The sequence below is a fragment of the Flavobacterium sp. SLB02 genome, from assembly GCF_009664855.1.
GTDB lineage: Bacteria > Bacteroidota > Bacteroidia > Flavobacteriales > Flavobacteriaceae > Flavobacterium.
Map to the genome: position 1 here is coordinate 94,622 of NZ_CP045928.1, position 18,781 is coordinate 113,402.

Consider the following 18,781-nt stretch of genomic DNA (forward strand, 5'->3'; position numbering starts at 1 on the left):
AATTACACGAATTATTTTTTGCCTTTTGACCCTATAAATTAGGGCAAATTAGTGTAATTCGCGGTGAACTTTTTTATATTGTTATAATGTTAAAATTCGTTTCTAATGGTTTTAATTTTTGAATTAAAAGCGGAATCAACTGTTCGCCTTTTTCCAGATAAAATTCTGAGAAATTAGTATGGCGTTCCTGTAAACTTTGATTAGGGAACAATTCGAATTGTAAATCTGTTACACGTTGCAATTCGTTGTCTAATTTTCGTTTTTGGGCTTTTAATAATCTTTTTTCAAGATTATCCAATCCTTTCTTTTGCTTCACTTCCTGCGCTTTTACAGCTCCCGTAAATGATTTGTCGGTTTGCTGTGCGAGTTCATAAAGATATTCAAATTGTTTTTCTAATATTTCTTTTTGAGGTGTTAAATCAATAGGAAAAGCAGATAATTTGTGAGTAATGGCATTTATCAGATGCTCGGGTTTTGTAAAAAGATCTGCCCAGCTCAAACCTAAGTTATCCGCTTTTTTGGCTTGTTTTTCTGTAGATAAAACTACAGAGTTACGAACCAAAAGCATTGGGAAAGTAATGTTTACCGCTTCGAAAAATGATTTTAATTCCAGCCAATAAGCAATTTCCCCGCCTCCGCCAATGTAGCATAAATTAGGTAAAATGATTTCCTGATATAACGGACGCATGATCACATTTGGACTGAATTTCTCTGGATTGCTTTCTAATAATTTTAAAATTTCATCCGTAGAAAATGAGATTTTAGTGTTGTTGACAAGGTATTTATCATTCTCGAAAATAATTCGTTCGCGTAAATCATCTTCGATATAAAATAAATTGATTTCACGAGGATTAACCTGAACACTATATTCTTTTAGTTGATCGATAGTTTCCTGAACTGCTTTAAATGACCTTTGCTCCAATAGTTCTTCCTTGATATACGGAATAAAAGCTTGTTTTAAATTCGCATCATCGGCATCTAAAATCACCAAACCATAATTAGCAAATAAACTATTGGCTAAAAAACGAGTAGCATCGGCTAGGTTTTCGTGTTTTAAATACGCTTCTTCAAATACTTTTTTCAGAACACTGGCATTGGTGCTTGATCCTAATTCTTTAGAATAAATTTCGAAAAATTCAGCTAAACCTTCTGTTGAAAGTCTGCCAACAGGACCCGCGCTTTCTTTGTTCCATCGGAATTTTTTCCCTTTAAAATTAAAATAGTTGATCTCTTCAAAATCATGATCTTCAGTTGCCATCCAATAAACGGGTACAAAATTATTCGATGGATATCTTAACTTTAATTCCTTGGTAATATTAATCGTCGAGATGATTTTATACAAGAAATACAGCGGACCGCTAAATAAATTTAGCTGATGTCCTGTTGTAATGGTATACGTATTTTGAAGCCCTAAAAGCTCGATATTTTGTTTTGTCGAATCAGAGATTTCGATATGCTGGTATTGCTTTTTTAAAGTTTCAACCAAAGGAATTCGGTTGTTGTTATCAAAGTTTGCGGCTTTTTCGGCAATTTGTTTTTCGAAGTTTTCTAAAGTAGGGAAGTTGTTGTACAGCGCTTGTAATTCTGATTTTTGATCTAAATAATCTTGCATCAATTTAGAGAAATATCCTGAAGTTTGATAGCTGATACAGTCGGTTGGCATAATTTTAAATTTATTTTTGACAGCTGTAAATTTAATGAAAATATGCAGTGAAAAACAGTTTTAACGATAGCTTATGATTTGATTTTTAAATTTTATTTTAAAGCTCCTATAATCAAGTTTTTAATGTTGACTTATTTGATGATTAAAATAAAATGAAAATTAGGTAAAGTTGTTAAAAATACGTGATCATTTAAAAGTATTTATTCTAAAGCTGAATTATTAGTAGCGAAATTCTATTTTTGTAATTAAAAAAGATATATCTACTTTACATGGAAACTAACCCGAAAAAGAAGAACTCATTAAAACACGTTCTTTTTGGTTCCCTGATTGGAACTACAATTGAATTTTTTGATTTTTATATTTATGCCAATGCCGCAGTATTGGTTTTCCCGCAATTATTTTTTCCTGGTTCTAATTCGACTATCGCGACTCTCGAATCTTTAGCTACTTTTTCAATAGCTTTTTTATCACGTCCTTTAGGCTCGGCTTTTTTTGGACATTACGGAGATAAAATTGGACGTAAATTTACTTTAGTTGCCGCTTTATTAACGATGGGTATTTCGACGGTGACTATTGGATTTTTACCAAGTTATGCCAGTATTGGTGTTGCTGCACCGTTATTATTAATGCTGTGTCGATTTGGACAAGGTGTAGGTTTAGGAGGCGAGTGGGGAGGAGCTGTTTTACTGGCTATAGAAAATGCGCCGCCAAATAAACGTGCGTGGTACGGAATGTTTCCGCAATTGGGCGCTCCAATAGGATTATTGCTTTCAGGAGGAACTTTCTTATTGTTAACTGATTCGATGAGTAATGAAGATTTTATGGATTATGGATGGAGAATTCCGTTTATTGCGAGTTCACTTTTGGTAGTAATAGGGTTTTATATCCGAACAAAAATAACTGAAACACCTTCTTTCGAAAATTCTAAAAAAGAACAGGAAGAAGTTAAAGTTCCTTTTTTAACACTTGTAAAATCGTATAAAAATCAATTGATTTTTGGAACCTTTGCTGCTGTTACCACTTTCTTGGTTTTTTATTTAATGACTGTTTTTACGTTGAGTTGGGCCACTTCAGATTTAGGAATTGTTAAGCGAGACGGATTGTTAATACAATTATTTTCGGTATTGTTTTTTGCCATTTTTATTCCGGTTTCGGCTGTAGTGGCTGATAAAATTGGCCGTCGTAAAATGCTAATTATAGCTACAGTGGCTATTGCGATCTTCGGATTTTTCTTCTCATACTTTTTAAGTTCAGGAAATATTGTTTTAGTGACCACTTTTGCCTGTATCGGGATGGCTTTAATGGGATTTACTTATGGGCCTTTGGGAACTTTTTTATCAGAGTTGTTTCCAACAAATGTGCGTTATTCCGGCGCGTCTTTAACTTTTAATATGGCAGGAATTCTTGGTGCTGCTTTTGCACCCATGATAGCAATTTGGCTGGCCTCTACTTATAGTGTGAGCTACGTAGGTTTGTATTTAACCATTGCGGCATGTATCTCTTTGTTTGCCTTTTTGGTCATTAGCAAAGAGGAACATAAGTTTTAAAAATTTCCATTTAAAATAAATTTTATAAAGAGGCTGTAATTTAAAATTAGAGCCTTTTTTTTGCTAATTAAAAAAGTATTTAGATATTTGTCTAAATATATAAATGATGAATGATATTTTTAAAGCATTAAACGATGCGACCCGAAGGGAAATTCTGGAACTATTAAAAGAGAAAGATTTGTCTGCCGGAGAAATTGCTGATGCGTTTAATATTTCAAAACCCAGTATTTCGCATCATTTGGATATCTTGAAACGTGCGGATTTAATTACTTCTGAAAAAAACGGGCAATTCATCATTTACTCCATCAATACCACCATAATGGAAGATGTTTTGCAATGGATACTAACCTTTAAAAAATAAAAATGAATTTAGAACTGAAAAAAGAACTTCCAATAATTGGAATTGTTTTGACACCCTTTGTGTATTTAGCTATTATTTGGGACAGCCTTCCTCAGCGAGTTCCAATACATTGGAATTATAAGGGAGAAATTGATAATTGGGGCGACAAGTTTTCGCTTATTTTGATATTGTTCCTTTTGCCGGTTTTGATGTATGTTTTGATGACTTTTATTCCTAAAATAGATCCTAAAAAAAGAATTTCTTTAATGGGAGGTAAATTCTATCAGCTCAAGTTCTTTTTGGTACTGTTCATGTCTGTAGTGGCATTATTAATTCTTTATACAACTAAGGAACGCTCTGTAAATAATCCTAATTTAGTTTTTGCACTATTGGGAGTGCTATTAATGATTTTTGGGAATTATTTTAAAGTAATTCAACCTAATTATTTTATAGGAATACGTACGCCATGGACATTGGAAAATAGTGAAGTATGGAAAGCTACTCATGCATTCGCAGGTAAGATTTGGCTTATTGGAGGCTTCGTTTTAGTGTTAGCAGGATTAGTTCTCAACAATGCATTTCGTAATGTATTTGTTTCTATCATTCTAATTTTGGCATTATTTCCAATAGTTTATTCTTTTATAAAATTCAAACAAATACAAAAAAGGGATCATCAATCAAATTAGTTTACTTACACAATCAATCAAAGCAAATGACAAAAAATATACTTATTTTAATAACAGTTTTAAGCTCTTTTATAATGAGAGGACAAGAGATTTCAGGAAAGTGGAATGGTGTTTTAAAAGTACAGGGCACTCAATTAAGAGTATCATTTAATGTGAATAAAACAGAAAATGGTTATAAAGCAACAATGGATAGTCCGGATCAGAAAGTGACTGGGATTCCTTTAGAAAAAACAACTTTTGAGAATTCAATTTTAAAATTAGAAATACCAAGTGCTCAGATTTCTTATCTCGGCACATTAAATAAAGACAATATTATTGTAGGTACTTTTACGCAAGGCGGGCAATCTTTTGAGATGAATTTATCCAAAGAAGAAATTCAAAAACAAGTATTTGCCAGACCACAAGAGCCGCAAAAACCTTTTCCGTATTATACCGAAGAAGTGAAATTTGTGAATAAAACAGATCATGTGACTTTAGCCGGAACTTTGTCTTTGCCTAAAAAAGAAGGTAATTTTCCAGCTGTGATTTTAATTACCGGAAGTGGTAAACAAAATAGAGATGAAGAAATGCTAAGACATAAACCATTTTTAGTCTTATCTGATTATTTGACTAAAAAAGGAATAGCTATTTTACGTTTTGATGATCGTGGTGCGGGTGAATCTACTGGAGATTATACAAAAGCATCAACAATCGATTTTACGAGAGATGTTCAGGCTGGAGTTGATTATTTAAAAACCAGAAAAGAAATTAATAAAAGCAAAATAGGATTAATAGGTCATAGTGAGGGAGGAGTAATCGCTCCAATCATTGCAGGAAATTCAAAAGATATTGACTTTATCGTTTTATTAGCCGCGCCGGGTCTTCGCGGAGATAAATTGTTGTTATTACAAAAAGAAATACTTGAAAGACAATTTGGAGTTCCTGAAAATGATATTCACAAAGGACAGGGAATTTTTAAAGGAGCTTATGAAATTGTTTTGGCTTCTGCTGCAAATGATGAAAAGTTAAAAATCAATTTAAGTAATTACGCTCAATCAAAACTTGATGATAAAACTGCAAAATCATTTACAGAACAAATCACAAATGTGTGGTGGTACAATTTTTTAAGAATTGATCCGGCAATAGCTTTAGCAAAAGTCAAATGCCCTGTTTTAGCTCTTAATGGCAGCAAAGATTTACAAGTTCCTGCAACTGTTAATCTGGAAGCGATTAAAAAAGCTTTGATTAAGGCAGGGAATAAAAATGTTACAATCAAAGAACTTCCTGATTTAAATCATTTGTTTCAGGAATGTAAAACAGGTTCTCCTATGGAATATGATACCATTGAGCAGACATTTTCTCCCATAGCTTTAGAAGAAATATCCAATTGGCTTTTAGTACAAACAAAATAAGATATATAAGTTCTCAATAAAAAATAACCGCAAAATTTACTTTGCGGTTATTTTTTATCGTTTAAGGCTAAAATGTCCTCTATATTCTTTTCCGTTTAATCTTGTCACAGTAAACCAATAATCTGAGGCAGGTTCATTTGTACCGAGGTAAGTTCCGTCCCAGGAAGTATTAAGATTTAGTTCCTTGATGAATTTTCCGTAGCGATCAAATATTCGAATTGTTGTATTAGGTTTCAAATAAGCGAAGTCTATTGTCCAGTTATCATTATAACCATCGTTATTTGGCGTAAAGAATTTAGGAAAAGGTAATTCGTCCACATAATTAATACAATCTCCTTGAGTTGCTTCCAGAATATTTATTGTAATTGGAATTCTGTCGCTTTCGCAATTCCTTATCGTTTGTGAGGCATAGTAAGTGATTCCGTTTTCAAGAGCTGCTGATTCAGACAACGTGGTATTCGAAGATGTACTTTGATACCATTTTATATTCTGCCCTGTAATGTTGATGCTTTTTATTGAAGCATTTTGTTGTACGCAGAATGTTTGTGGTGAGTCAGCAATGGGATTTTGAGTATCCTGAATTTTTACTGTTACGGCAAATCTTTTACTTTCACAATTGTTTAATGTTTGTGTAGCGTAATAGATGCCATTTTGTAATAAAGTGGTTTCTGGTAAAATGTTGCCATTTGTTGCAGCGTCATACCATTTTAAAGATAATCCAGCTATATTAAGATTCTCGATTGTAGCAATTTCATCGATACAAAACTCTTGATTATTATTTCCAATTGGTAGAGGAGTGTCATGAACCTGAACTAGAATTGGAGTTCTGTCACTTTCGCATCCAATGGTTTGTGAAACATAATACGTTTTATTGTTTTCTAATACAGTTGTATTGCTTAAAACGCCAGTTGAGAAACTAGTATCATACCATTTTGTGTTTTGTCCTGTTATTTGAATGTCATTTAATGTTGCATTCTCGCTTTTGCAAAACTCTAGATTTCCATTTGCAGTTGGAGCAGCTGGAGTGTTTGTAAATGAAATTGTAACTCCCAATCTAGGACCTTCACAATTATTTTCTGTTGGAGAAGCGTAGTAAGTTTTTCCATTTTCGAGATTTGCGGTTTCTGCTAATAATGAACCATTGGTTAATGCATCATACCATTTTATTGACGTTCCCGTAATTTGAATGTTCGCTAAAGTTGGATTTTGTCCTGTACAAAATGTCTGATTTGCATCGCCGGAAGGACTATGCGTATCTTGAATTTTTATGGACACAGAAACTCTTTCACTTTCACATCCATTTATAGTCTGAGAAGCATAATAAGTCTTAGTGTCTTGAAGCAAAGTTGTATTGGATAAAAGAGACCCCTTTGTTAATGCGTCATACCATTTTATGCTTTGCCCTGTGATAATAATTGAATTTAGCGTTGCATTTTGTTGAATACAGAATGTTTGGGGGCTGGCTAAAGCAGGCTTTAGAGTAAAATTTGTAAAAGGATTGATTGTAACTGTGGTTGCATTTGAAATACAACCGTTATTATTTTTGACCTTAATAGAATAGGTTTTAGGGTCAAGATTTGATTTCATTGCAGTTGTAGTCCAGCTAACACCATTATCGAAACTATATTCTGGTGCAGCATCGGTAATTGTAATAGCACCTTTAAGATTATTGCAGTCTGGTTGGGAAATTATAAATGCAGGATTGCTCGGATAATCCGTTGGAGTATTAATGGTTGTAGGTAATGAAGCAGACTCGCAGCCAATACTATTTTTAACACGAACCATATAGGTTCCCGCTATTAAATTTCCGGAATTAGGATTGGATGAATAATTTTTACCATTGTCAAAACTATATTGATCAGCTGTACTTGTAATTAAAATCGAGCCAAATGGATTGCTGCAAGTAATAGGCTGGGTAACATTTAAGGTTGGAGTTGAAGGAGCATTTGGCGGTACATTGATGGTTGCTTTGTACGCAATCGATTGGCAGCCATTTGTGTATTTTATTCGGATAAAATAACTTCCGGGAGATAAATTGGCAGTATTGCTGGTATCCCATGTAAGACCATCGTCAAAACTATATAGATTTGCAACCGTAGAAACCATAATGCTGCCTAAGGCAGAACTACAGCCCAGTGGGTTTGTGACTACCATTTGCGGTGCTTCAGGAATTACAGGTGCAGCTTGTATAGTGACCGGTGCAGCCAGGGAAATACAACCCGAATTATATTTAATCATCAAATTGTAAGTTCCTGCAGAAAGATTAGATTTTGTATTGGATGCCCCAAACGTGATTCCGTTATCAAAACTATAAAAATCGGCAGCAGTATTAATTGAAATTGACCCTGTAAAATTGGTGCAATTGGGTTGAGTCGCTGTAAAGGAAGGAGCTGAAAGCGCTGATAATGGTGAAATCGTAACTGGAGCAGCATCTGAAACGCAACCCGATAAATTTTTAATCTTTATGAAATAAACACCTGGCGAAAGATCTGTTTTTGTATTAGAAAAAACGTAGGTTAATCCGTTGTCATAGCTATAAGTTGCTGCATTTGTTGTAATAGTAATAGAACCTTTTGATGAGCTGCAACTTGGCTGAGTAGTAGTAAAATCTGGAGCTGCGATTGTAGTGCCAGAACTCAAATTGACAACAGTGGTTGCTGATTCACAACTATATGAATTTGTTTTGATTTTAATAATATATGTACCAGCGCCTACATTTATTTTCGTAGGACTTGTTGTCCAACTGTTTCCATCATTGAAACTATAACTTATGGCCGATGTTGTTATGGTTATACTTCCATCAGTGGCACCACAGGAAGAAGGTTGAACTATATTTACAGCGGGTGCAGCAGGAATTGAGGGAGGAGTATTTATATAGATATAATTGCCTGAAGACGTACAGCCAAGAGTGTTTTTTATTACTACAGTGTATGAGCCGCCAGCTAAATTTTTCTTTACAGGATTTGTAGTCCAGGTTATTCCGTTATCAAAACTATATTGGTCTGCAGCAGAATTTACTATTATAGATCCAGTAGGAGTACTGCATGTGGGTTGAATAGTAGATACATTTGGCGATGAAAGGTAATATTTGTTTATGTAGACATATTGTGCATTTGATTTACAACCTGCTGCATTTTTAATAAGGATATTATAAGACGAACTCGCAGGATTTAATAAAATTGGATTTGTAGTCCAGGTATTGCCCCCATCAAAACTATAATTGGCAGCAGGAGTTGTAACGGTTATACTTCCTCCATTTCCGCAGCTTGGCTGTACTACTTTTATATTTGGATCGGGAAGATAATAAGGATTGATGAATATTGACAAATTATTAGATTTACAACCCGTTGCATTTTTTATCATGATGTTGTAATAACCAGAATTAAGTCCTGAAAGAACGGGGTTAGTTGTCCAAGTATTGCCATAATCAAAGCTATAAGAACTTGCAACTGTTGCAATAGTAATACTTCCGTTGATACCACAGGTTGGTTGGATTAATGTAAAATCCGGATTAGGTAAATAATACTGTTGTAGGTAAGCGTATGTACCGTACGGGTAAGATGTGCACCCAGAAGCATTTTTTACTAATAAATTATAAGAGTTTGGACTTAGGTTAGTAAATACAGGATTACTACTCCAGGTTGTACCTCCATTTATACTGTATTGTACTCCAGTTGAAGTAAAGGTTATGCTTCCGCCAACTCCACAAGTAGGTTGTGTTGTTTTAAAAGTGGGAACTGGAAGATAGAATTCTTGAAGTGATACAGAGTTTGAGTTAGAAATACAACCTTGAGCATTTTTGATCATTGGGTAATAATATCCTGCTGAAAGGTTCGAAAAAACAGGATTTGTCACCCAATTGTTACCGTCAATACTATAAAAGCTTGCAGTAGTATTAATTTTAATACTGCCCTTTGTTCCACATCCTGGCTGAACGATAGTTAAATTGGGCTGTGCTAATTTCGAGGAATCCATATAAATCGAAATGTAATTGGATATACAATTATCTTTTTTTATCATTAAATAGTAGGATCCCTGACTTAAATTATTAAAAACATTACTTGTACTCCAGTTTGTACCATAATCGATACTGTAATAATCTGCAGTTGTGTTGAATGTAATATTGCCAATATTTCCACAACTTGGATTGGTGACTGTATAATCTGGATCAGGAAGCCTTGCGTTGTTAATTGATACACTTACAGAGTTAGAAACACACCCTAAATTGTTTTTTACTGAAATGTTGTAATATCCATAAGAAGTAAGATTTGATAAGGTAGGAGAAGTTCCCCAAGTGTAGCCTCCATCAAAACTATAGAAACTAGCAGCTGTATTTATTGTAATGCTGCCCGAGGATGTACAAGTGGGCTGAACAACTGTATAATCGGGTATATCTATATTTGGATTATTTAAATAAATAGTATTTGGATAAGACATACATCCGAGATTATTTTTTATAATTACGGTATAAATACCAGGAGGTAATGATTTAGAATTAAGAGTTGTCCAGGTTGTACCATTGTCAAAGCTATAAAAATCGGATAATGAGTTGACTGTGATTTTTCCGTTTACACCACAAGTTGGCTGTTCCTGGGTAATAATTGGCGAATTCAAATAAGGCTGAGATAAATAAACATAAGCAGCAGCGCTGATACATCCCGCACTGTTTTTTATTTTTATTTGATAGGTTCCGAAAGGTGAAATTTTAACATTATTACTAGTCCACGTTGTACCATTATCAAAACTATAGGAATCTCCTATTGTAGTAATAGTAATACTGCCATCTGTTCCGCAAACAGGTTGTTCGGATGTATACTGAGGATAGGAATTTTCGTAATTATTTAAATAAGCATAAGTATAGAAAGAAGTACAACCTAAAGCATTTTTAATTCCTAAAGAATAGCTTCCTGCATTTAAATTACTCATTGTATTGTTTGTAACCCACGTAGTTCCTCCATCAAAAGTGTAAAAATCCGAAAGAGTATCAATGCTAATACTTCCTTTTGCAGTACAAGCAGGTGATACAGTTGTATAAGTTGGGGTTTCTAGCGTATTACTGCTAATAAGTACATTGTTTGCTGACGAAATACAACCTTGTAAATCTTTGGTACGAATTTTATAATTTGCAGGTAAAAGATTGTTAGCGGTAGAGTTATTTCCCCAGGTATTACCATCATCAAAACTATAGTATGCAGCTGGAGTTGTAATGGTAATACTGCCGGTATCTCCGCAAAATAAAGGATTGGTATAAGTATAATTTGGATACAAAGTAGAAGCAGCTGTAATAATTACACTTTGAGAATAGGAGGTGCATCCATTTACGGTCTTTATTTTTACTTGATAAGTTCCGGGATATAAATTACTCTTCGTGTTGCTTGCACCCCAGGTATTACCATCATCAAAACTATATTGTAATGCCGCCGAGGTTATTTTTATTGTTCCTGTGGAGACAAAACAAGAAGGTTGTGTAATCTGTAAGATAGGAGAAACTGCAGTTTGGCTTGGTTCGATAGTAACACTTGCATTGCTGGTGCATCCAAAAGAATCTGTGACAGTAACAGAATAATCTCCTAACGAAGTTACCGCAATACTTTTTGTAGTTCCACCAGTACTCCATAAATAAGAAGCTCCTGGAGAAGCAGTTAATACAGTGCTTCCGGAACAAACATTTAGGATACCTGTAATATTTGCAGTGGGATTTCTTACCTCTAGATTTGCAGAAATTATTTTATAACAAATCGCATCCCTGCTCACCCTGACAAAAATAGAAGCACTTGAACTTGGATAACTTGTAAAATTGCTGATAGCATTTAAGTTGGAATCTGCCTCGTTGTAATTTTTGAAATAACTAAAATTTAAACCTGCTGTAGAAGCAACCACTAAAGAATTTAATGTAGACAAATCAAAATTTTCACTCCCGTCACGGTTTGCATCACATTGAGATATTTTGGCGGTCGTTACATTAATGTTACAACTTGAAGAGCAATTCAAAAAAGAAATATCCCAGCCAGGATTTGCATCTGGATCTATGGCAGAATTAAATGTGGTTCCTGTGCATGAAGTTCCAGAAATGTCATAATCTATTTGTACGCCTACATTATAATTAGCATTTGTAATATTGGGAAAATCACTGGTTTTTAATGTAAAGCAAAATTTTTTATTTGTTGTGTCTAAACTTGAAGTAGTTGAGATACTGTAAACTGACACGTTATTGCTGTTGTAAACATTTAAAGTGATTTTTTTTACTGAGGCAGAAATTCCTCCAGAATTAGGAATCGTATAACTGCCGCAAACTGAAATCGGCAAAGTTGGACAAACTTTATACAAAGGATCTAGTTCTATAGAGCCTTGCAGATTTTCTGCGGAATGTAGGGTACAAACATCATCAATATACATATACCCGAAATGCCCACCCAATCCACATCTTGAAGCCATAAATTCAACGGTAAATTCTTCATTATTAGGAATTGATGAAATGTCCAATAATCCTGATTGCCAATTGGTAGTATATAAAGTAACAAAATCAGAAGTTTGGCTTGGAACCTTGCTGAAAATGCAATTTTTTTCATCTCCTACCAAACAAAATTCACTAACAACTGCCTTGTTTTTATCTAAAATCCGTGCTTTTACAAAAGCTTGATTATCGGTATGACTATTGTCATATACACTTTGTAATACCGCTTTGTAGTTAAATTTTAGATAATTTTCATTATTTGTTTTATACCTTTTGCCCTGAACAATAGAGCCATAAGTGGAGGAGTTCTCATAATTAATTTTAAGAGCATATTGATCAAATGCTTTAATGTCTCCTATATATGGGTCAACCAAATTGGCAGAAACACCGGTTGCCATAATGTTCATATTATTTGGATTATAGCGATTGATGTATGAGTCGGCAGTATTGCTGATCGATTGGCATTGCGTAGGTCCGGGAGGATCACCAATTGTGCAAAGAAAATTCTTAAGATAGCTGTTTCCGTTTATAGTTTCATATTGCTCAAAACCTCCGTTAGTACACATTTCTACTCCTTGAAGAGTAACGGCTGTTTTTGAAGTCAAATTTCCATCTTTTGAATTTAAAATTACTTTTTTTAAATTCAGCATTTCTGCCCTCATCTTTTCTTCCCTAATTTTCAAAAATTGTTTTTGTTGTTCCAAATTTTGAATGAGATGGCCATTTTTATCTTCTAATAAAAAATTATTGGACGAATTAGGATTAATTTCTTGGGCAAAAACACAATTACATTTGATAAAAACAACAAATAAGAGTAAAATTTTTTTCATATAGGATATTTAGCTACGAAGCAAATGTAATTAAATATCTACAAAATGAAACTAAAATCACAAGTTGAATCTTTTCCTGAAAAGTCTCTAAATATCCCGTATTTTTGCAAAAAATAATGTTGCCTTGAAAACCAAACTTTTTGTCATTACCCCTCCTTTTACACAACTGAATACTCCGTATCCGGCGACAGCGTATATAAAAGGATTTCTCAATACAAAAAATATCGAATCGGTTCAGGCTGATTTGGGTATTGATGTGATTTTAGAATTGTTTTCGAAAACGGGTTTGATTGATTTGTTTGAAGTTTCAGGTTTCAGGTTTGAAGGATTGAATCAAGAAACCTCTGATAATTCCAAACGTATTTTTGCTTTACAGGATGAATACATCAAAACTATTGATGCTGTCATTCAGTTTTTACAGGGGAAAAACCCAACATTAGCCTTGCAAATCTGTCAGGAAGATTTTCTGCCGGAAGCTTCTCGTTTTGCGCAATTGGAAGAACTCGATTGGGCTTTTGGGACAATGGGAACTCAGGATAAAGCAAAACATTTAGCCACTTTATATCTTGAGGATATATCCGATTATATTGTCGAATGTGTCGATGAAAATTTTGGCTTTAGCCGATATGCTGAACGTTTAGGGCGAAGCGCCAATTCGTTTGATGAATTGTACGAAGCTTTACAGCAACAACCAACTTATATAGACACGATTTTAATTTCGATTTTAAAAGCTAAAATAGAAACGATTCAGCCTACATTTTTTCTGATTTCGGTTCCCTTTCCGGGGAATTTATATAGTGCTTTCAGATGTGCACAATGGATTAAACAACATCATCCCGAAATTAAAATTTCGATGGGTGGCGGTTTCCCAAATACCGAATTGCGTTCCCTTTCCGATGCACGTGTTTTTGAGTTTTTCGATTTTATTACCTTAGATGATGGAGAAGTTCCAATAGAAGAACTTGTTGAAAATTTGTCATCCCGAACGGAGTCGAGGGACGAGAAGCGGTACAAGAGAACTTTTCTCCTAGAAGACGGAAAAGTAGTTTACAAAAACAATTCCTTAAAGCACGATTACAAACAAGCTTACGTAGGAACTCCCGATTATTCTGATTTGCCTTTGGATAAATACATTTCGGTAATCGAAATTGTAAATCCAATGCACAGAATGTGGAGCGACGGACGTTGGAATAAGCTCACCATGGCGCATGGTTGCTACTGGGGGAAATGTACTTTCTGTGACATATCGTTAGATTATATCAAAGTTTACGAACCTGTTGCTGCCAATTTGTTGTGTGATCGAATGGAAGATATGATGCTTCAAACAGGTCAAAACGGATTTCATTTTGTTGATGAAGCTGCGCCGCCCGCTTTGATGCGTGCTTTGGCTTTGGAAATTTTGCGACGAAAATTAGCCGTAACCTGGTGGACTAATATTCGATTCGAGAAAAGCTTTTCTAAAGATTTATGTTTATTACTAAAGGCTTCCGGGTGTATAGCTGTTTCCGGTGGTTTAGAAGTAGCGTCTGACCGATTATTAAAATTAATCGACAAAGGTGTAACGGTGGAACAAGTCGCAAAAGTGACCCGAAATTTTACCGAAGCCGGAATCATGGTTCATGCCTATTTAATGTACGGATACCCAACACAAACCATTCAGGAAACAGTGGATAGTCTCGAAATGGTGCGTCAATTGTTTGAAGCAGGAATTCTGCAATCCGGATTTTGGCATCAGTTTGCCATGACGGCTCATAGCCCGGTTGGATTATATCCGGAGAAATTTGGCGTAACAAAAAAGACCGAGGCAATTGGAACTTTCGCCAATAACGATATCGATTATACAGATTCTACAGGAATCAATCATGATAAATTTAGTTTTGGATTAAAGAAATCGCTCTTTAATTTCATGCACGGAATCTGCTTTGACTACGAATTGCAGGATTGGTTCGATTTTAAAATCCCAAAAACAAAAATAGATCCCGATTTTATTTTTAATGCGTTGGAAGAAGGAAATGATTTTAATACAAAACCAAATGCAAAAGTCGTTTGGTTAGGAGGAAAGCCTTTTACAGAACATTTTACAAAATCGAAAAAAGGAAGATCCTGGGAAATGATGACTTTTACTTTTCATGATAAAAAAGAAAGTTTCAACATTCAGACTAATAAAGAAGAAGGTAAATGGCTGGTCGAAATTTTAGCCAAAATTGCAATTTCAAATGCTAAAAATTACACTTTTCAGGAAGTAAAAGCTGATTTTGAAACGAGTTTAGAAGATTTCGAATTGTTTTGGTATTCAAAACCTATCAATACATTACGTGAATTTGGTTTGCTGGTTTTATAGCTTTAGTAAGAAACAATTTCGCCATCTTCCGGAATCGAAACTTTATCTAATAAATTATTTTGCTCTAAGGCTAATCTCAATTCAGATCTTTTTGTTGGGCAATGGTTTAAAGCTTCTAAATGATTTGCCAAAACATATTGAGGCGCCAAGGCAACAAATTTCAGAATATCGTTCACTCTCATTAATAAAGGCTGACCAATATCTAATCTTGCTGTTCCGCAGGCTACTACAGCAATTTCCGGTTTAAATTTAACCAAAACTTTTTGTACGTGTTCAGTAAAAACGGTGTCTGAACTTATGTAAATTGATTTTTGATTAGGTAATTCAATATAAAAACCCATTACGTTCCCCATAAATTTTGCAATAAATCCGTAACCATGAATCGCGGGAATACCTATAATCTTGCCTCCCAAAAACTCTTCCGGTTCCCAATAATTTAAAGTTTGAAGAATGTTTAAACCTCTTGCGCTTAATGCATTTTCAATTTTTGTACTGCAAATTACCGGAATGCTTTTTCGTCGAAGAAAAACTTCTCCGGCTTTGTCAATATGATCAGGATGTAAATGTGTAATAAGGCAAATAGTAACCCTGCTTAAAATATCCCGGCTATTTTTGGGTAAAGCAACAATTGGATTTCTATGAGGTTTATAACGAAAAATTGTAAAAGGCGGAACCGTTTTTCTTTTTCCTAACATTGGATCAACCAATATAACATTGGTTTCAGTTTCAATAACTAAAGTGGCGTTGCGTAAATGATGTAATTTCATATCGAGGAAAATTAGATATTAAAAATACGAAAGTTTTTTAAAAATAATTTTACAGTTTTTTTCTAATTTGTATTAAAAATGTAACTTTTCAGGATAATGTATTTATAAGAAGGTTTTTGTAATTATTATATTTTTACAATGCCCGGATAAAGCAAATAATGTTTTAACTCGTTAGAAATTAAACTACACCGTAAACCTAAACCCAATTCCGTGAAGATTTTCTATAGCAATACCATCTTCATTAACTAAGATTTTACGCAGTCGTGAAATAAAAACATCCAGGCTCCGTCCCATAAAATAATCATCAGTGCCCCAAAGCGAAGTCAAAATCTGTTCTCTTTTTAAAACCGAATTCTTATTGTCCAGAAATAATTTCAATAATTCGGCTTCACGCTGTGTAAGGCTGATTTTTTCATTTTCATTAAATAAAATAAAATTGTTGGTATCAAATTGATACTTTCCAATTTCATAAACAGATTTTTCTATCGGAATATTTTTCTGAGAACGCTTCAGGAAAATTTCAATTTTCAGCAGCAATTCTTCAATGCTAAAAGGCTTTACCAGATAATCATCTGCGCCCAGTCGCAAACCTTTAATTCGATCTTCTTTTAATGTTTTTGCAGAGAGAAAGATAATCGGAATATCAGTATTTAACTTTCTGATCTCTGTAGCCAAGTCAAACCCATCCATTTTTGGCATCATGATATCAAAGATACAAATGTCAAAATTTTCTTTTTTAAAGGTTTCTAATCCAGATTGCCCGTCGCAACAATGAATTACTTCATAATTGTTTTGTTCCAAATTGTCTTTGGTCAAAAAGGCTAAAGTTTCATCGTCTTCGGTATAAAGTATTTTGAATTGTTTCATTTTTTATAAGGAATTGACAAAGTTATAGTAATGCCGTTAGTTGGGTTATTTTGTACTTTTATTTTCCAATTATGCAAGTTGCAAATTTCTTTTACATAATACAAACCAAGTCCAAAACCATTCACCTCATTGCTTTTTTCGTTTTGAGCGCGGTAAAATTTATCAAATACAAAAGACATGTTTTTAGGAGAAATTCCAATTCCGTTATCACTAAAAGCCATTTTTATAACTGAATTTTCGTTTGAAATTCCAATTGTGATCTGCGGTTTTTCGTTGCAGTATTTTATAGCATTATCCAATAAATTATAAACCAAATTAGAGAAATGAAAAACATCCGTTTCTATTTGGTATTCATTCGAGAATGTTTCGATTGTAATAAAAGCTTCAGGATATTTTAACTGAATATTTTCGATAGTTTCCTCAATAATCGGAACAATTAAAACCATTTCTTTTTTTAATTCTAAAGGAGCATAATCGGATTTGGCAATGTTTAGAATTTTCTCAATATGATTGTTCAGTTTATGACTCTGATTGATAATAATATTGGTGTACGTATGCAATTTTTTATCGTCTTTAATCGGGTTTTGTTCACTTAGATATTTAGAAGCAATTAATATCGAAGACAATGGTGTTTTGAATTCATGTGTCATATTATTGATAAAATCCCGTTGCAGTTCAGAGTATTTTTTTTGCTGCAAAAGCGTAAAAATCGAATAGACGTAAATCAATAAAATCAGGATTAAAGCGATCGAAAGTATAAACCAAAATCGCATCGAACTGAACAAATACGTCGTTTCGTTGGGAAAACGAATGGCAAAATAATATACTAAGTTTTTATGCTTTGGAAAAGAAACTGTTCTCTTCGTTTTTTCTTTTTCAGAAAACGAGATGTACTTTCCGTAAACCATTTCATCACTTTGGCAATTGTACACAGCGTATTCAAAATCAGTTGTAATGTTCATTTTTTTAAACTCTGATCTCAAATAGAACTCTAAAATATCCGGTTCAAAATCGTTCTGAATATTTACAATATAATAATCGTTTGAAATTTTTTGAACAGGGTTTTGGCAGGATGCTTCATGATCCTTTCCTTCATATAATTTCCTGGCAACTTCCAGCAAAGCAATGTTGGCTTTCTGGCTTAGTTTTTTTTGTTCTAAAGTAAAAGCCTCTTTTGTCCAGAGCAATTGTGCGACCAATATGCTAATAATGGCTACAAGTCCCAGAAGGATAATACTATTGAGTTTATTTATTTTCAAGAAAACGGTATTTTAGAGTGTAATATTAATCAAATTTAGGTTTAAAAACACCGATTAACAAGTCATTAACAAAGATTTGAAAGCGGTTAACAGCGATTAGGATTTGTCTGAATTATCTTTGTAAAACAAAATTAGAACTATAAACCATTAAATTATATAACTATGAAAATGATTAAAATTTCGATGTTAGCCTTAGCTTTAAGCTTAATGTCTTTTTCAGCAATTGCACCAATACAATCTATGACTTCTGAAACTGAGACCAATATTGTTCTGGAAACAGCTTCTACAATTGTATGGAAAACAGAAACAATTGATGTAGGTCAAATTCCGCAAGGAACGCCAAAAGCAATTGTTTACGAATTTAAAAATACAGGAAAAACTGCGGTTGTTATTACAAACGTTCAGGGATCTTGTGGTTGTACTGCAACAGATTATACAAAAGAGCCTATTTTACCTGGAAAATCAGCTAAAGTAACAGCAACGTATAATGCAGCCAACAAAGGTGGTTTTACAAAAACAGTTACTGTAACAACAAGTGCGGAGACTACTCCAAAAGTACTTACTTTAAAAGGAACGGTAATCTAAAATAAAGGTTGGTTATAAAGTAGAAGCTCCGGATATGTAATGTATTCGGAG

Annotated in this window: 11 protein-coding genes; 6 read left to right on the top strand and 5 right to left on the bottom strand. The window is 33.9% G+C overall.

The window, feature by feature from the left end; translation table 11 throughout:
* Positions 1–73: 73 nt before the first annotated feature.
* A complete protein-coding gene (gene bshC, locus GIY83_RS00485) occupies positions 74–1,663 on the bottom strand; it encodes a bacillithiol biosynthesis cysteine-adding enzyme BshC (protein ID WP_194617633.1) in 1,590 nt (529 codons plus the stop codon).
* A 269-nt stretch (positions 1,664–1,932) separates the two neighbouring features.
* Between bshC and GIY83_RS00490 the strand changes: the two genes are divergently transcribed.
* From GIY83_RS00490 to GIY83_RS00505, 4 genes are all read left to right on the top strand, one after another.
* Positions 1,933–3,210 carry an MFS transporter gene (locus GIY83_RS00490; RefSeq protein WP_194617634.1) on the top strand — a complete coding sequence of 426 codons (1,278 nt, stop codon included), beginning with the start codon at positions 1,933–1,935 and terminating at the stop codon, positions 3,208–3,210.
* Positions 3,211–3,316: 106 nt separating this feature from the next.
* Positions 3,317–3,571 (top strand): autorepressor SdpR family transcription factor, encoded by a 255-nt coding sequence (locus tag GIY83_RS00495; protein ID WP_026984867.1) that lies wholly within the window; start codon positions 3,317–3,319, stop codon positions 3,569–3,571.
* 2 nt (positions 3,572–3,573) lie between these two features.
* On the top strand, positions 3,574–4,236 hold the full coding sequence (locus GIY83_RS00500; protein ID WP_194617635.1) for an SdpI family protein: 663 nt from the start codon (positions 3,574–3,576) through the stop codon (positions 4,234–4,236).
* A gap of 26 nt (positions 4,237–4,262) precedes the next feature.
* Positions 4,263–5,627 (top strand): S9 family peptidase, encoded by a 1,365-nt coding sequence (locus GIY83_RS00505; protein ID WP_194617636.1) that lies wholly within the window; start codon positions 4,263–4,265, stop codon positions 5,625–5,627.
* Positions 5,628–5,681: 54 nt separating this feature from the next.
* On the opposite strand, the gene GIY83_RS00510 is transcribed toward GIY83_RS00505, so the two are convergent.
* Positions 5,682–12,911: a T9SS type B sorting domain-containing protein gene (locus tag GIY83_RS00510; RefSeq protein WP_208684043.1), complete on the bottom strand. Its 7,230-nt coding sequence runs from the start codon at positions 12,909–12,911 to the stop codon at positions 5,682–5,684.
* A 124-nt stretch (positions 12,912–13,035) separates the two neighbouring features.
* On the opposite strand from GIY83_RS00510, the gene GIY83_RS00515 reads away from it, so the two are divergent.
* The gene (locus GIY83_RS00515; RefSeq protein ID WP_208684045.1) at positions 13,036–15,252 is read left to right on the top strand and encodes a radical SAM protein; all 2,217 of its coding nucleotides are present in this window, start codon (positions 13,036–13,038) and stop codon (positions 15,250–15,252) included.
* Between the two features lie 2 nt (positions 15,253–15,254).
* On the opposite strand, the gene GIY83_RS00520 is transcribed toward GIY83_RS00515, so the two are convergent.
* The 3 genes from GIY83_RS00520 to GIY83_RS00530 form a co-directional block, all read right to left on the bottom strand.
* Positions 15,255–16,019 carry an MBL fold metallo-hydrolase gene (locus tag GIY83_RS00520; protein ID WP_208684047.1) on the bottom strand — a complete coding sequence of 255 codons (765 nt, stop codon included), beginning with the start codon at positions 16,017–16,019 and terminating at the stop codon, positions 15,255–15,257.
* Between the two features lie 183 nt (positions 16,020–16,202).
* Positions 16,203–16,886: a response regulator transcription factor gene (locus GIY83_RS00525; protein WP_194617640.1), complete on the bottom strand. Its 684-nt coding sequence runs from the start codon at positions 16,884–16,886 to the stop codon at positions 16,203–16,205.
* Positions 16,883–18,145 (bottom strand): sensor histidine kinase KdpD, encoded by a 1,263-nt coding sequence (locus GIY83_RS00530; protein ID WP_208684049.1) that lies wholly within the window; start codon positions 18,143–18,145, stop codon positions 16,883–16,885. The genes GIY83_RS00525 and GIY83_RS00530 overlap by 4 nt, the downstream gene beginning before the upstream one ends.
* 162 nt (positions 18,146–18,307) lie before the next feature.
* Here GIY83_RS00530 and GIY83_RS00535 point away from each other — a divergent pair, with 162 nt between their 5' ends.
* A complete protein-coding gene (locus tag GIY83_RS00535) occupies positions 18,308–18,730 on the top strand; it encodes a DUF1573 domain-containing protein (RefSeq protein ID WP_208684052.1) in 423 nt (140 codons plus the stop codon).
* Positions 18,731–18,781 lie beyond the last annotated feature (51 nt).

Coding starts and splice junctions, on each gene's coding strand:
- bshC (WP_194617633.1), bottom strand. CDS start 1,663: ATGCCAACCGACTGTATCAGCTATCAAACTTCAGGATATTTCTCTAAA.
- GIY83_RS00490 (WP_194617634.1), top strand. CDS start 1,933: ATGGAAACTAACCCGAAAAAGAAGAACTCATTAAAACACGTTCTTTTT.
- GIY83_RS00495 (WP_026984867.1), top strand. CDS start 3,317: ATGAATGATATTTTTAAAGCATTAAACGATGCGACCCGAAGGGAAATT.
- GIY83_RS00500 (WP_194617635.1), top strand. CDS start 3,574: ATGAATTTAGAACTGAAAAAAGAACTTCCAATAATTGGAATTGTTTTG.
- GIY83_RS00505 (WP_194617636.1), top strand. CDS start 4,263: ATGACAAAAAATATACTTATTTTAATAACAGTTTTAAGCTCTTTTATA.
- GIY83_RS00510 (WP_208684043.1), bottom strand. CDS start 12,911: ATGAAAAAAATTTTACTCTTATTTGTTGTTTTTATCAAATGTAATTGT.
- GIY83_RS00520 (WP_208684047.1), bottom strand. CDS start 16,019: ATGAAATTACATCATTTACGCAACGCCACTTTAGTTATTGAAACTGAA.
- GIY83_RS00525 (WP_194617640.1), bottom strand. CDS start 16,886: ATGAAACAATTCAAAATACTTTATACCGAAGACGATGAAACTTTAGCC.
- GIY83_RS00535 (WP_208684052.1), top strand. CDS start 18,308: ATGAAAATGATTAAAATTTCGATGTTAGCCTTAGCTTTAAGCTTAATG.